Source organism: Nocardioides okcheonensis (genome assembly GCF_020991065.1).
In the GTDB taxonomy this organism is placed as follows: Bacteria; Actinomycetota; Actinomycetes; order Propionibacteriales; family Nocardioidaceae; genus Nocardioides; species Nocardioides okcheonensis.
In genome coordinates, this window is record NZ_CP087710.1 from 1,254,323 (window position 1) to 1,268,399 (window position 14,077).

At 74.4% G+C, this 14,077-nt stretch carries 14 protein-coding genes; all 14 read right to left on the reverse strand.

Annotated elements, in window-relative coordinates:
• Positions 1-46 precede the first annotated feature (46 nt).
• The 14 genes from LN652_RS05920 to coaD all read right to left on the reverse strand — a co-directional run bounded on the left by LN652_RS05920 (position 47) and on the right by coaD (position 14,021).
• Positions 47-511 carry an acyl-CoA thioesterase gene (locus LN652_RS05920; RefSeq protein WP_230443757.1) on the reverse strand — a complete coding sequence of 155 codons (465 nt, stop codon included), beginning with the start codon at positions 509-511 and terminating at the stop codon, positions 47-49.
• The gene (gene smc / locus LN652_RS05925; RefSeq protein ID WP_230443758.1) at positions 508-4,062 is read right to left on the reverse strand and encodes a chromosome segregation protein SMC; all 3,555 of its coding nucleotides are present in this window, start codon (positions 4,060-4,062) and stop codon (positions 508-510) included. The genes LN652_RS05920 and smc overlap by 4 nt, the downstream gene beginning before the upstream one ends.
• A gap of 121 nt (positions 4,063-4,183) precedes the next feature.
• Positions 4,184-4,657 (reverse strand): GNAT family N-acetyltransferase, encoded by a 474-nt coding sequence (locus LN652_RS05930; protein WP_230443759.1) that lies wholly within the window; start codon positions 4,655-4,657, stop codon positions 4,184-4,186.
• A gap of 28 nt (positions 4,658-4,685) precedes the next feature.
• Entirely contained in the window at positions 4,686-6,323 is a 1,638-nt protein-coding gene (locus LN652_RS05935; RefSeq protein ID WP_230443760.1) for a hypothetical protein, read from the reverse strand.
• Positions 6,324-6,407: 84 nt separating this feature from the next.
• Positions 6,408-7,499 carry a pyridoxal-phosphate-dependent aminotransferase family protein gene (locus tag LN652_RS05940; RefSeq protein WP_230443761.1) on the reverse strand — a complete coding sequence of 364 codons (1,092 nt, stop codon included), beginning with the start codon at positions 7,497-7,499 and terminating at the stop codon, positions 6,408-6,410.
• A 23-nt stretch (positions 7,500-7,522) separates the two neighbouring features.
• Positions 7,523-8,008 carry a DinB family protein gene (locus LN652_RS05945; protein WP_230443762.1) on the reverse strand — a complete coding sequence of 162 codons (486 nt, stop codon included), beginning with the start codon at positions 8,006-8,008 and terminating at the stop codon, positions 7,523-7,525.
• On the reverse strand, positions 8,005-9,366 hold the full coding sequence (locus LN652_RS05950; RefSeq protein ID WP_230443763.1) for an FAD-binding oxidoreductase: 1,362 nt from the start codon (positions 9,364-9,366) through the stop codon (positions 8,005-8,007). Before LN652_RS05950 ends, LN652_RS05945 begins: the two co-directional genes overlap by 4 nt.
• A gap of 36 nt (positions 9,367-9,402) precedes the next feature.
• Positions 9,403-10,647, reverse strand: coding sequence for an MFS transporter (locus LN652_RS05955; protein WP_230443764.1), 1,245 nt, complete (start codon positions 10,645-10,647; stop codon positions 9,403-9,405).
• A gap of 87 nt (positions 10,648-10,734) precedes the next feature.
• Entirely contained in the window at positions 10,735-10,926 is a 192-nt protein-coding gene (locus LN652_RS05960; RefSeq protein ID WP_230443765.1) for a hypothetical protein, read from the reverse strand.
• A 70-nt stretch (positions 10,927-10,996) separates the two neighbouring features.
• The gene (mutM, locus tag LN652_RS05965; protein WP_230443766.1) at positions 10,997-11,902 is read right to left on the reverse strand and encodes a bifunctional DNA-formamidopyrimidine glycosylase/DNA-(apurinic or apyrimidinic site) lyase; all 906 of its coding nucleotides are present in this window, start codon (positions 11,900-11,902) and stop codon (positions 10,997-10,999) included.
• Between the two features lie 3 nt (positions 11,903-11,905).
• Positions 11,906-12,694, reverse strand: a complete 789-nt coding sequence (rnc, locus tag LN652_RS05970) for a ribonuclease III (protein ID WP_268932234.1) — start codon at positions 12,692-12,694, stop codon at positions 11,906-11,908.
• The gene (rpmF, locus tag LN652_RS05975) at positions 12,649-12,834 is read right to left on the reverse strand and encodes a 50S ribosomal protein L32 (RefSeq protein WP_230443767.1); all 186 of its coding nucleotides are present in this window, start codon (positions 12,832-12,834) and stop codon (positions 12,649-12,651) included. Before rpmF ends, rnc begins: the two co-directional genes overlap by 46 nt.
• A gap of 46 nt (positions 12,835-12,880) precedes the next feature.
• Positions 12,881-13,420, reverse strand: coding sequence for a YceD family protein (locus LN652_RS05980; RefSeq protein ID WP_230443768.1), 540 nt, complete (start codon positions 13,418-13,420; stop codon positions 12,881-12,883).
• A 115-nt stretch (positions 13,421-13,535) separates the two neighbouring features.
• The gene (gene coaD, locus LN652_RS05985; protein ID WP_230443769.1) at positions 13,536-14,021 is read right to left on the reverse strand and encodes a pantetheine-phosphate adenylyltransferase; all 486 of its coding nucleotides are present in this window, start codon (positions 14,019-14,021) and stop codon (positions 13,536-13,538) included.
• Between the last annotated feature and the right edge of the window lie 56 nt (positions 14,022-14,077).

Sequence of the window (14,077 nt, forward strand, 5' to 3'; positions counted from 1 at the left end):
GGCCGGCTCACCGGTGAGGGTGCCGGGCGGGTCGTTGTGGGACCCGTCACGTCCGCAGCAGCGGCGTCACCGCGGCGCGTACGACGTCGGGCAGCGGCGCGACCGGCCGGTTGCCGGCCCCGTGGGTGTTGTCGACGTAGACGTGGACGAAGCGGCCCTCGGCGGCGGCCTCGCCGGACGGCCCCTGGAAGAGCCCGATGCGGTAGACGACCGAGCTGGTGCCGACCCGGTCGACCACCAGCCCCATCTCGATCGGCTCGGGGAAGCCGATCTCGCGGAAGTAGCGGCAGCCGGTCTCGGCGACCACGCCGATCTGCGGCAGCGCGCGGACGTCGACTCCGGTCGCCTCGTAGAGGTAGGCGTTGACCGCGGTGTCGAACAGCTCGTAGTAGGTCGCGTTGTTGAGGTGACCGTAGGCGTCGTCGTCGCGCCACCGGGTGGTGGCGGTGCGCCACGCGACGTAGTCGTCGCGGGTCGGCCGGGGCGGACGCGCGGAGGTGGGTGCGCTCATGCCGGCTCGGCGTCGCGCAGGCGCTGGCTGATCACCGCGGAGACCCCGTCGCCGCGCATGGTGACGCCGTAGAGCGCGTCCCCGACCTCCATGGTGCGCTTCTGGTGGGTGATCACGAGGAGCTGGGAGTTCTCGCGCAGCTCCTCGTAGATCTGCAGGAGCCGCCCGAGGTTCGTGTCGTCGAGCGCCGCCTCGACCTCGTCGAGGATGTAGAACGGCGAGGGACGGGCCTTGAAGAGCGCGACGAGGAACGCCACCGCGACCAGGGACCGCTCGCCGCCGGAGAGCAGCGAGAGCCGCTTGACCTTCTTGCCCGGCGGCCGGGCCTCGACCTCGACGCCGGTGGTGAGCATGTCGCCCGGGTCGGTGAGGACGAGCCGGCCCTCGCCGCCGGGGAACAGCCGCGAGAACGTCTGGTCGAAGGCCTTCTCGACGTCGGCGTAGGCCTCGGTGAAGACCTGCTCGACGCGCGCGTCGACCTCACGGACGATGTCGAGGAGGTCCTTGCGGGTCCGCTTGAGGTCCTCGAGCTGCTCGGTGAGGAACTTGTGCCGCTCCTCCATCGCGGAGAACTCCTCGAGGGCGAGCGGGTTGACCCGGCCGAGCATGGAGAGCGCCCGCTCGGCGGCGCGGAGCCGCTTGACCTGCTCCTCGCGCACGAACGGGACCGGCTCGGGCGGCTCCTCGCCGTCGGGCACCTCGGCGGTGTGCGGGACGAGGGTCTGCGGACCGTAGTCGGCGACCAGCCCCTCGGGGTCGAGGCCGAGCTCGTCGAGGGCGCGCTCCTCGAGCTGCTCGATGCGCATCCGCTGCTGGGTGCGGGCCATCTCGTCGCGGTGCACCGAGCTGACCAGCTCGTCGTGCTCGCGCCCGAGGTCGCGGAGGGTGGCGCGCACGGTCATCAGCTCCTGCTCGCTCCCCCGCCGCGACTCCTCCACGGCGGCGCGCTCGTCGGCCGCGAGCATCACCGAGCGCTCGAGCCGGTGGAGCACCTGGCGCACGGCGGTGGCGACGGCCTGCGCGGCGCGGCCCTCCCGCAGCAGCCGCTCGCGCCGCTCGGCGGCGCGGGCGCGGGACTCGCGCTCGGCCTGCGCAGCGCGCAGCAGCGAGTCGGCGCGCCCGTGCAGCGCCCGCGCCCGCTCCTCCGCGGTCCGCAGGGCCAGCCGGGCGTCCATCTCCGCCTGCCGGGCCTCGCGGGCGGCCTCGGCGAGCCGCTCGCGCTCGGCCGTGTCGGGCTCCTCGTCGGTGACGTCCTCGGCGGCGGCGAGCCGCGCCTCCAGCTCGGCGAGGCCGGCGAGGTCGGCCTCGCGCGCCGCGGTCGCCGTCGCGAGCGAGCGCTCGAGCCGCTCGGCCTCGCCGCGGGCGGCGCGGGCCTGCGAGCCGTGCTGGCCGAGCTCCTCGGCGACGGCGGCGAGGGTCGCGTCGGACTCGTGCAGCTTCGCGAGGGCGACGTCGACCCGCTTGAGGGCGTCGTGGCGCGCGGCCTCGAGCCGGGAGATCTCGAAGCCGAGCCGCTCCGTGGCGGCCGTCGCCTCGGCGAGGCGGGCGGTGGCGTCGTCGACGGCCGCCTGGACCTCGATCAGGCTGGGCTGGCTGCCGGAGCCGCCGGCGGCGAAGTGGGTGGAGAGCAGGTCCCCGTCGCGGGTCACCGCCACCACGTCGGCGCGCTCGGCGACGAGGCGGCGGGCGGCGTCGAGGTCGTCGACGACGGCGACCCGGTCGAGCAGGCGCACCAGCGCGGGGCGTACGTCGTCGGGCGCGGACACCACGTCGACGGCCCACCTGCCGCCCGCCGGCAGGTCCGGCCAGTCGTGCCCCGCGCCGTCGGCCGAGCCGAGCACCAGCCCGGCGCGGCCGAGGTCGTCGTCCTTGAGGTGCCCGATCGCGTCGAGCGCGGCGTCGGTGCCGGTGACGACGACCGCGTCGGCGGCGGCGCCGAGGGCGGCCGCGACGGCCGTCTCGTAGCCGTGGTCGACGTCGAGCAGGGCGGCGACCGAGCCCCGCAGCCCACTGACCGCGTCGCCCGCCGCGAGCAGGGCACCCGCACCGTCCTTGCGGTTGAGCCCGAGCTCGAGGGCGTCGCGGCGCGCGACCAGGCCGGCCCGGTCGCGGTCGGCCTGCTGGGCCGCCTCGCGCGCGGCCGCGAGCTGCTCCTCGACCTCGTCGAGGACTGCGACCGCCTCCTCGTGCTCGGAGTCGAGCCCCTCCTCGCCGGCGTCGAGCCCGGCGACCTGCGTCTCGAGGGCGGTGAAGTCGCGCTGGGCGCGGTCGGCCCGGGCCACCGCCTCCTCGCGGGCCTCGGTGAGCCGCGCGATCTCGGCGTCGGCCGCCTCCGCGCGCGACGTGATCGCGTTGACCTGCCCGGCCAGCCGGGCCAGCCCCTCGCGCCGGTCGGCGGCGGCGCGCTGGAGCGCGGCGACCCGCTTGTCCTCCTCGGCCGCGGCGTCCTCCGCCGCCCGCTTCGCGGTCACGGCGGCGTCGAGGGCCGTCCGGTGCTGCTCGACCTGCTCGCCGATCTCCTGCTCCTGCCGGCGCACCCGCTCGGCCTGCGCCTCGAGGTCGTCGGGGTCGCGACCGGAGTCGACGGAGTCGGCGTCGGCCACGCCGGCGGCGTTGCGGATCCGCTCGTCGGCGAGCGAGGCGGTGCCGCGGAGCCGTTCCTTGAGCCCGGACAGCGCGAACCAGGTCTCCTGCGCTGCGGCCAGCCGCGGCAGGTCCTCGCGCAGCGTCGCCTCGAGGCGGGCCTCGTGGTCGCGACCGGTGGCGATCTGCTTCTCGACCTCCTCGCGACGCTGGAGGAGGATCGTCTCGTCGGCCATCTCCTGGTCGAGCGCGGTGCGGGCGGTGACCAGGTCGTCGGCGAGCAGCCGGGCGCGGGCGTCGCGGACGTCGGCCTGCACGGTCTGCGCCTTGCGCGCCACCTCGGCCTGCCGGCCCAGTGGCTTGAGCTGGCGCCGGATCTCGGAGAGCAGGTCGGCGAGCCGGGTGAGGTTGCCGTCCGTGGCGTCGAGCTTGCGGAGCGCCTTCTCCTTGCGCTTGCGGTGCTTGAGGACGCCGGCGGCCTCCTCGATGAACCCGCGGCGGTCCTCGGGGGTGGCGTGCAGGATCGAGTCGAGCTGGCCCTGCCCGACGATGACGTGCATCTCGCGGCCGATGCCGGAGTCGCTGAGCAGCTCCTGGACGTCGAGGAGGCGGCACCCGCTGCCGTTGATGGCGTACTCCGAGCCGCCGTTGCGGAACATCGTCCGGCTGATGGTGACCTCGGCGTAGTCGATCGGGAGCGCGCCGTCGGAGTTGTCGATGGTGAGCTGCACCTCGGCCCGGCCCAGCGGCGGCCGGCCGGACGTGCCGGCGAAGATGACGTCCTCCATCTTGCCGCCGCGCAGGCTCTTGGCGCCCTGCTCGCCCATCACCCAGGCGAGGGCGTCGACGACGTTGGACTTGCCCGACCCGTTGGGGCCGACGATGCAGGTGATGCCCGGCTCGAGCTGCAAGGTCGTCGAGGACGCGAAGGACTTGAACCCCTTGAGGGTCAGGCTCTTCAGGTACAACGCGGGCTCCTGCCGGGACTGGTCGAGGCCTGTGGCGACCGGTGGGTCGACGGGCCACTGGGTGCGTGGGGAAGCTCAGCGCGCTCACCCTACCCGTGGCGGGGCGCCCTGCAGCGCAGGCTCAGATCTCCACGCGCATCTGCTGGGCGGTCACCCGGTAGCCGAGTGACTCGTACAGCCGGACCGCGGCGGTGTTGTGCCCGAAGACGTTGAGCCCGACGGACGTCGCCCCGAGGTCGCGGGCTGCGGCGTGCAGCGCCTCCATCAGTGCGCGCCCCAGCCCCTTGCCCCTCTGGGCGTCGTCCACCCGGATGTCGAAGACCCAGGCGGAGGTCCCGTTCGGACGCTGCCGCAGCTCGATCCACCCGATCCCGACCGGCTCGCCGTCGACCTCGGCGGTCCAGAGGTGCATGCCGGGGCTGCGGGTGCCGTCCGGGAGCAGCCGGGCGAACTCCTCGGCGGAACGCGCAGCGGCGCTGTCGGCGTCGAGCCCTCCCGCCTCGGCGATGTCCACGGCGTAGTCGCGCTCGGAGCGCTCGCGGTAGGCGTCGTGCTCGTCGTCGGTCATCGGCCGCAGCCGCAGCGTCCCTGCCATGCGGGCGAGGCTACGGCGCGAGCGGCGCTCAGAGCGTGAGGCGTACGGTCCGACGGCCCGTGCCGAGGACGATCCGGGTGCCGGCCACCAGCCCCCTGCCCTCCAGCCGCAGCGTCCCGCCGCGGACCCGCGACCGGTCGAGGACCGCGCCTGCGTCCACGAGACGGACCGTCGTGCGCGCCTTCGCCGTGGTGCGGCACGAGACCGTCCAGCGCTGCTTGCCGACGACCTTGCAGGACGAGATCGCCGGCCGCGCGACGGCGGCGAAGCTCTCCGCGAAGCCCGACGGCGGCCGCAGCGCGACGCGCAGGACCTGCCAGCGGGCACGGGGCTTCCAGCGGAGCGTGAAGGCCCCGGAGCGCTTGGCGCGCGTCGTGGCGACCGTGGTCCACGACGCACCCGCGGCGGTGCGGGCCTGGAGCTCGACCCGGGAACCGGAGAGGGCCGCCGAGGTGGAGAACCCGTCGACCGGTCGGCCGACGCGACCACTCACCCTCACCGGCAGGGCCAGCCGGGTCGGGGCGGGACGGGTGACGCGCAGCGCGGTCGCCCGGAGCGAGCCGGGTGCGACCGTGACGGTGCCGGGCGCGGGTCCGGTGCCGTCGCCCGCGGCGACCGTGAAGGTGCGCTGGGTCGTCTGGACCGCGCCGGAGGCCAGGGTGGCCCGCACCAGCGCGGTGTAGGTGCCGGCACCGAGGACGAACCCGGCCCGCCACCCGCCGACCGCGTCGACGGTGGCGGCGACCGCGGTCGAGCCGATGGTGACGGTGACGCCGCTGACCGCGTCGGGCTGCGTGTCGGTGAGCTGGGCGGCCAGGCCGGCCGGGTCGGGCTCCAGGGTGCAGGTCTCCCCCGTCGCCGCGGCCATCTTGAACAGGCTGCCGCGCGGGTCGCACGTGGCGTCCGAGCCGATGCCGAAGGTCCGCATCCGGACCCCCGAACGTCCCAGCGCGGCGAGCTGGTAGTCATCGATGCCGGACCGGCCGTCGGAGACGAACATGATCCACTTCGGCCCGGCCGGGGCGGCGGCGAGCGCGTTGAGGGCGGCCGACACGGCGCCGCTGAAGGCGGTGCCGGAGCCGCTGGCGCCCAGGTCGCGCGGGTCGTAGAGGCCGATGCGGCTGCGCTGCACGCTGCGCACGACGGTCTCGATCCGGGGCGCGGCGTCCCCGCCGGTGTAGGCCGGCGGCACGAACGCCGCGGAGCCCACCGGGTCGAGGTCCGCGGTGGCGGCCTGGTTCGCGAAGGCGACCACTCCGGCCTGCACGCGGCTGGTGCCGGCGAGGCTGCGGTTGAGGGCCAGCACTCCGGCGACCTCGCAGTCGAGGACGTCGCCGGTGCTGGTGTCGCCGTTGAGGTCGTCCTCGGGACCGACCACGCCGTCGCCGGAGCAGTCGAGCCCCGAGACGCTGCCGGTCGAGCTGGTCGCGTCGATGACGTAGAGCACCGACGTGGTCGCACCGGGCTCGGCTCCCACCGTCCCGGTGAGCTGCACGGTGCCGGCGCGTGCGCCGGTCGGCGTGTCCATCGTGACCGCTCCCGACGCGGCCGTGACGGGGAGCCCCACGACCGCGAGCCCGGCGGCCGCGAGCGCGACCGAGGTGCCGATCCCGCCGAGGGCGGGGCCACGTCGGCGGGACCTGGGGCGCAGCGCACGGAGGTTCATGCACCGACCTTCGCCGCCCGGGTCACGGCCACCGGCCGGGCGGAGCGGCTATCGCCACATTTTGGTAGACCGCGCGGTCCAGCCTCAGGCGGCCAGCGCGTCCTCGAGGGCGGCGAGCACCAGCAGCACGGCGTCCGGGCGCGCGTTGCGACCCATCAGTCCGATGCGCCACACGGTCGAGGCGTACGCCCCCGCGCCCGCGCCGATCTCGATGCCGTGCCGCTCCAGCAGCCGGGCGCGTACCGCGGCGGAGTCGACGCCGTCGGGCACCTTGACGGTGGTGAGCTCGGGCAGCCGGCTGCCCTCCTCGGCGAACAGCTCGAGCCCCATCGCCTGCAGCCCGGCCTGGAGGGCGTCGCCGGCCGCCTGGTGCCGCGCCCACACGGCGTCGAGGCCCTCGTCGAGGATCCGCCCGAGGCCGGCGTGCAGGCTCGCGACCATCGCGGTCGGCGCGGTGTGGTGGTAGGTGCGCTGGCCCCCGCGCACCCCGGCCTCCCCGACGTAGCCGCCGAGCATCCCGAGGTCGAGGTACCACGAGCGCGGCGTCTCCACCCGCCGCTCGAAGGCACGGTCGTTGATGGTGAACGGGGCGAGCCCGGGGGCCACGCCGAGGCACTTCTGGGTGCCGGCATAGCCGAGGTCGACGCCCCAGTCGTCGGCGCGCAGCTCGATGCCGCCGATGGAGGTCACGGCGTCGGTGAGCAGCAGCGCGTCGCCCTTGCCGGCCCCGAGCGCGGCGATGTCGGAGCGCACGCCGGTCGAGGTCTCGGCGTGGACGGCCGCGATGATGGCGGGGCTGGGATGCGCCGACAGGACGCGGTCGACGTCGACCGGCCGGCCCCACTCGTGCTCGACGGCGACGACCTCCGCCCCGCACCGGGCGGCGACGTCGGTCATCCGCTGGCCGAAGAGCCCGTTGACGGCGACGACCACGACGTCGCCGGGGTGGACGGTGTTGACGAAGGCCGCCTCCATGCCGGCCGAGCCGGTGGCGCTGAGCGGGAGCGTCCGCGCGTTGTCGGTGCCCCAGACCGTGCGGAGCCGGTCGCACGTCTCGTCCATCACCCGCAGGAACTCGGGGTCGAGGTGCCCGAGCAGCGGGGCGGCGAGCGCCTGGGTGGCCTCGGCGTAGGGGTTGGACGGGCCGGGGCCGAAGAGGTGGCGCTCGTGGATCATGCGGTTCTCCTGTCTGCGACCGGTCACGAGCCGGTCGTCCCGTCGATGGATTCCCTCATCAGGTCGGCGTGGCCGTTGTGACGCGCCGTCTCCTGGACCATGTGCGTCAGGATCGCACGCAGGTTGACCTCGGCCCCCCACGGCGTGGTCGCGACGTCGTCGAGGCCCGCCGCGGCGACCACGGCGTCGGCACGCGCGCAGGTCTCGCGGTAGCGGGCGAGCACCTCGTCGGTGTCCTCGTCGTCGCCGACGTGGAACTCGGCGTCGTCGACGAGGTCGGCGTAGGGGTCGGGCTCGCCCGCGAAGATCACGAGGAACCAGCCGTGCTCGGTGACGGTCAGGTGTCGCACGAGGCCGAGCAGGGTGAGCCCGGAGGCCGTCATCGGGCGGCGCAGGTCGGCGTCGCCGAGGCCGTCGAGCTTCTCCAGCAGCGTGGCGCGCTGGAAGGCCAGGTGCTGGGTCAGCGCGTCGCGCTCCCCCGCCAGCCGGTCCGGGGGCGTACGGCTCACAGCACGGCGCCGGGGTTGAGGATCCCGGCGGGGTCGAGGGCGTCCTTGACCCGGCGGGTCAGCGCCATCACGTCGTCGCCGAGCTGCTCGGGCAGCGCCGACTTCTTGGTCCGCCCCACGCCGTGCTCGCCGGTGATGGTGCCGTCCAGCGAGATCGCGACCCGCATGATCTCCTCGAACGCCTCCAGCGCCCGCACCTTCGCGGCGTCGTCACCCCGCGGCACGACGACCAGCGGGTGGGTGTTGCCGTCGCCGGCGTGGGCGACGACCGGGATCAGCAGGTCGTGGCGCTCGGCGATGCCGGCGACCGCCGCCACCAGCTCCGGCAGCCGCGGCACCGGGACGCCGACGTCCTCCAGCATCAGCTCGCCGAGCTCCTCGACGGCCGGGATGACCATCCGGCGCGCCCGGACGAACAGCTCGCCCTCCTCCGCGTCGTCGGTGACGAACACGTCGCCGGCGCCGGCGGCCTCGCACGCCGCCTGCATCGCCGCGACCTCCGCCGTGCACGCCGAGCCGGGCGCGTCGCTCTGCGCCACGAGCAGGGCGCCGGCCGAGGTGTCGAGGCCCATCGCCCGGTGGTCCTCGACCGCCCGGATCGACGGCTGGTCCATCAGCTCCAGCATCGACGGCCGCAGCGAGCGACGGATCGCCACGACCGCCTCCGCGGCGGCCGTCATCGTCGGGAACGCCGCCACGAGCGTCGCGCCCACGACCTGGGCGGGGACCAGGCGCATCACCGCGCGGGTGACGACGCCGAGGGTGCCCTCGCTGCCGACGAAGAGCTTGAGCAGCGAGAGCCCGGCGACGTCCTTGATCCGGCTGCCGCCGAGGGTCACGAGCGTGCCGTCGGCGAGCACCACGTCGAGGCCCAGCACGTAGTCGGTGGTGACGCCGTACTTCACGCAGCACAGGCCGCCCGCGTTGGTGGCGACGTTGCCGCCGATGGAGCAGATCTCGTAGGACGACGGGTCCGGTGGGTACCAGAGGCCGTGCTCGGCGGCGGCCGCCTTCACCGCCGCGTTGAGGGCGCCGGGCTCGACGACCGCGACCTGGGTGTCCGGGTCGATCCGGATCGCGGTCATCCGCTCCAGGCTGAGCACGATCCCGCCGTCGACCGCGCTCGCCCCGCCGGAGAGGCCGGTCCCCGCGCCCCGCGGCACGACGGGGACGCCGTGTCGTGCGGCCCATCGGACCGTCGCCTGCACCTGGGCGGCGTCCTCGGCGCGCACGACCGCGACGGGGGTGCCGGCGCCCGGGTCCTGCGACCGGTCCCAGCGGTACTTCTCGGCGCGGACCGGGTCGGTGACCACGACCCCTTCGGGCAGTGCGTCGACGAGCTCGGCGAGGGCGTCCATCAGCCCATCGAACCATCCCGGGGCGACACCCGCCGCTCAGGTGCCGACCGCGACCTGCTCGTCGGCGTGCGCGATCAGGCCCAGCGAGCGCCACACGAGCACCAGCGTCACGCCCGACCCGACGAACGCGAACCACCACGGCGCCGCGACGCCCCACCCGTGGGCGATCAGCCCGCCGAGCAGCGAGCCGAGCAGCATGCCGCCCATCACGCAGATCATGTAGACCGAGCCCACCCGCCCCTGCAGCTCGGCCGGCACCGCCCGCTGCCGGACGGCCTGCGACAGCGTGCCCCACACGAAGGCGTACGCCCCGAAGAAGAACATCAGCGGGTACGCGGCCCACGGCGAGGTGGTCAGCGCCATCGCGAGGTGGAACAGCACCTCCGCCAGCAGCACGGTCCGCATCAGCACGGCGAGCGGGACCGCCCGCTCCAGCCGGCCGTAGGCGAAGGTGCCGAGCAGGCTCCCCAGCGCCGACGCGGTCGTGAGCAGCCCGAAGCCGGCCTCGCCGATCCCGACGCGCTCGAGCGCCCACAGGACGAGGACCGCCCAGGGCGCCGCCCAGGTGACGTTGAAGACCACGATGATGATGGCGAGGGTGCGGACCGGGGGGTTGCCCAGGAGCCAGCGCACGCCGTCGGCGATGTCCTGGCGGATGTGGGTGTCGACCTGCTCGCGCACCGCTCCCGGCGGGGTGCCGATCCGCGCGACGAGCGCGATGCCCGCCGCGATGCACACCACGGTGAGGACGAACGGCCACGCCATGCCGGCCGCGAACAGCAGCGCGCCGACCGCCGGCCCGACGAGCTGGTTGCCGGTGATCATCCCCGCCATCAGCCGGGCGTTGGCGACGCCGAGGTCCTCCTTGGCGACCAGCATCGGGGTCAGCGTGCCGGCCGTGGCGTCCACGAACGTCTCCGCGGTGCCCATCGCTACCATGGCGACGAGCACGACCGTGATGTCGACGTGGTCGGTGACGATGGCGACGCACAGCCCGGCGAGGACGACGCCGCGCACGGCGTTGGCGGTCATGATCACCAGTCGGCGGTCGAGGCGGTCGGCCAGGGCCCCGGCGAGGAGACCGAAGAGCAGCCACGGCACCGTGAGCGCGAGCATCGACGCCGAGACGAGGATCGGGTTGCGGGTCTGCGAGGCCACCAGCAGCGGCCCGGCCGCGATCAGCATCCCGTCGCCCAGGTTGGTCACCCACGACGACCCGACGAGCCACCGGAAGCCGTGGCCGAGACGGCTGGGCAGGAGGGTCTCGACGAGGGCGGTCACGAGCACCAGAGCCTAGGCGCCGCGAGCAGGGCCGCGCACCCGATTAGCACCGCCGCCGACGACAGCGGCGGCGGGAGGGTCGGTCAGTCAGGCGGGCTGCAGGTCCTCGGCGACCCGCGTCTCGCGCACGGCGGCCGCGAGCCGGTCGTTGTCGGCCTGGAGCCGCAGCACCAGCGACTCGAGGTCGGCGACCCGCCGACGGAGCCGACTGTTCTCGACGGCGAGGACCGAGGGGGTCCGTGCGTCGTGGTTGACATGACCCAACAGCGCCTTGGCCATGGGGAGCCTTTCCGAACGGGGAGCGGGCCACGAGGCCCGTCTCCAAGAGTCCCACCGAGGTGGCGGGCGGTCAACGGGGGCCGGCGCGTCGTCCGCCGCGGGGCGGGCGCTGGCAGGTGGGGCAGAAGTAGGAGGAGCGGTTCATGAACGCGACCCGACGGATCGGGGTGCCGCAGCGCCGGCAGGGCTCGCCCTCCCGGCCGTAGGCGTCGAGGGAGCGGTCGAAGTAGCCCGACTCGCCGTTGACGTTGACGTAGAGCGCGTCGAACGACGTCCCGCCCTGGGCGAGCGCCTGTCCCATGACGTCGCGGACGTGGCCGAGCAGCCCGCGCAGCACCGGCCCGGACAGCCGGTCACCGGGCCGCTCGCCGTGCAGCCGCGCCCGCCACAGCGACTCGTCGGCGTAGATGTTGCCGACCCCGGACACGAGGCCCTGGTCGAGCAGCAGCCGCTTGATCCCGGACGTACGCCGTCGGGCCCGCCGCACGAACTCCGCGTCGTCGAAGTCCGGGTCGAGCGGGTCGCGGGCGATGTGGGCGATCTCGGACGGCAGGTCCGCACCGCCCGCCGAGACCGCGAGCCCGCCGAACATGCGCTGGTCGACGAAGCGCATCTCGAGCCGGCCGGCGGGCGCGGCCGGTGCGCCCTCGGCGTGGGGCGTCGGCACGGCGAGGCCGAAGCGGACCCGCAGGTGCCGCTCGTCGTCGGCGCCGGGCTCGTGCAGCAGCATCTGCCCGCTCATGCCGAGGTGGCCGAGCAGCGCGTCCCCGTTGGCCAGGGCCAGCCAGAAGTACTTGCCGCGGCGCCGCACGGCCTCGATCCGCTGGCCGGTCAACGCCGCCGCGAAGCCCTCCGGGCCACGGGGGTCGCGACGCACCGGCCGCGGGTGCAGGACCTCGACGTCGGTGATGGTGCTCGCCACGACGTGCCGCTCGAGGCCGGCACGGACGACCTCGACCTCCGGGAGCTCGGGCACGGCTCAGGCGTCGGTGCCGCGGGCGGCAGCACCGTCGGCCGCCGCTGCCGCACCGGCGGCCGGCGCGGCGTGCGCGGCCTTGATCTCGCGGTAGGCCGTCTCGGCGGCGCCCTGCTCGGCCTCCTTCTTGGAGCGGCCCTTGCCGTTGCCGAGCACGAGCTCGCCGACGCGGACCCGCGCCACGAAGGTCTTCATGTGGTCGGGGCCGTCGTCCTCGATGAGGTACTCCGGCACGCCGAGCCCGAGGTTGGCCGACAGCTCCTGCAGCGACGTCTTCCAGTCGAGGCCGGCGCCCATGGACGCGGCGGCCTCCATCACCGGGTCGAAGAGGCGGTGGACCACCTTGGCGGCCTCGCCCATCCCCCCGCTGAGGTGGATCGCGCCGATCACGGCCTCGACCGTGTCGGACAGGATCGATGCCTTGTCGCGGCCGCCGGTCGTCTCCTCGCCCCGGCCCAGCATGATGTGCTGGCCCAGGCCGATCTCGCGCGCGACTCCGGCCAGGGCGCGCGCGTTGACCACCGCCGCACGCAGCTTCGCCAGCCGGCCCTCGGAGAAGTCCGGGTGGGCGAGGTAGAGCGTCTCGGTGACCACGACCCCGAGCACCGAGTCGCCCAGGAACTCCAGGCGCTCGTTGGTCGGGATCTGACCGTTCTCGTAGGCGTACGAGCGGTGCGTCAGGGCACGCTGCAGCAGCTCGGGATCCAGGACCGGATCACCGAGCGCTGCGCGGAGCTCGTCGGTGGTCAGAGGACCTGGCGACGGTCGGCCTTGGCGCCGTACTGGCCGCACGCGCCGCACGCACGGTGCGGGAGGTGCTTGGAGCCGCAGGCGGGGTTGGCGCACGTCGCGAGGGTCGGCGCGACGGCCTTCCACTGCGAACGGCGGTGACGCGTGTTGCTGCGCGACATCTTCCGCTTCGGAACAGCCATGGTTGTCTCCTGTTGCTTGCGTCCACCGGCGGTGCCGGTGAGGTGGTCAGTCCTGGGGGTCCTGCGAGAGCTGCTGCAGGCCCGCCCAGCGGGGGTCGATCGGTGCGTCGTGCGCGTGGTCCGGGTCGTCCGCGAGCCGCGCACCACACTCGGTGCACAACCCGGGACAGTCGTCCATGCAGAGCGGCTGGAAGGGCAGTGCGAGCACCACCGCGTCCCGCAGCAGTGGCTCGAGGTCGAGCAGGTCGTCGTCCTCGAGCCGGCTGGTCTCGTCGTCCAGGTCACGGTCGTCGTGCTCCGCGGCCCGGTCGTGCTGGTCGGGGTAGACGTAGAGCTCCTGCAGCGTCACGTGGACCTCGTCCTCGATCGGCTCCAGGCACCGCACGCACTCCCCCTCGAGCGCGGCCGTGGCCGTACCCGTGAGCAGCACCCCCTCCATGACCGCCTCCAGCCGCAGGTCGAGCTCGACCGGCGAACCTTCGGGGACGGAGAGGACCTCGATACCCAGCTGTGCCGGCGCCGGTACGGAGAGCTCGAGCTCACGCTGGGACCCCGGGCGGCGGCCGAGCTCGCGAGTGTCAAGCACGAGCGGCGCCCTCGGGTCCAGGCTGTTCACTGCGAACTCCCACGTCTGGACACCAACACAACCTCGGAATCGTATCCGGCACGCCACCGGAGGGGCAAAACGACTCCCCTCCGCATCAGTCGCCCCGCTCGGCGAGGCGACGCACCAGCTGCTCGCGCACCGCGTCCGGCACCAGCCCGTGGACGTCGCCGCCGAGGGCCGCGACCTCCTTGATCAGGCTCGACGACACGAACGCGTTGCCGACCGCGCCGGGCAGGAACACCGTCTCCACCGACGTCAGGTGGGAGTTCATCTGCGCCATCGGCAGCTCGTACTCGTAGTCGCCGGCGCCGCGCAGGCCCTTGACGATCGCGACGGCGTCGATGCGACGGCAGAAGTCGACGATCAGGCCGTCGAAGCCCGCGACCCGGACGTTCGGCAGGTCGGCGGTCGCCTCCTCGAGCATCGCGATCCGCTCGTCGGGCGTGAACAGCCGGTTCTTGCTCATGTTGACGCCGATCGCGACGACGACCTCGTCGAACAGGCGCGCGGCCCGGCCGATGATGTCGAGGTGGCCGGTGGTGACCGGGTCGAAGGAGCCGGGACAGACAGCGCGACGCACGGGCGTTCCTTCCGGGCTGCGGGGCGGGGTTCGGGCGAGGTCCGGACCCGCGACGG

Excerpts from the sequence above, each read along its gene's own strand:
- LN652_RS05920 (WP_230443757.1), bottom strand. The coding sequence starts at position 511 with ATGAGCGCACCCACCTCCGCGCGTCCGCCCCGGCCGACCCGCGACGAC.
- LN652_RS05960 (WP_230443765.1), bottom strand. The coding sequence starts at position 10,926 with ATGGCCAAGGCGCTGTTGGGTCATGTCAACCACGACGCACGGACCCCC.
- LN652_RS05935 (WP_230443760.1), bottom strand. The coding sequence starts at position 6,323 with ATGAACCTCCGTGCGCTGCGCCCCAGGTCCCGCCGACGTGGCCCCGCC.
- rpmF (WP_230443767.1), bottom strand. The coding sequence starts at position 12,834 with ATGGCTGTTCCGAAGCGGAAGATGTCGCGCAGCAACACGCGTCACCGC.
- LN652_RS05930 (WP_230443759.1), bottom strand. The coding sequence starts at position 4,657 with ATGGCAGGGACGCTGCGGCTGCGGCCGATGACCGACGACGAGCACGAC.
- LN652_RS05940 (WP_230443761.1), bottom strand. The coding sequence starts at position 7,499 with ATGATCCACGAGCGCCACCTCTTCGGCCCCGGCCCGTCCAACCCCTAC.
- LN652_RS05950 (WP_230443763.1), bottom strand. The coding sequence starts at position 9,366 with ATGGACGCCCTCGCCGAGCTCGTCGACGCACTGCCCGAAGGGGTCGTG.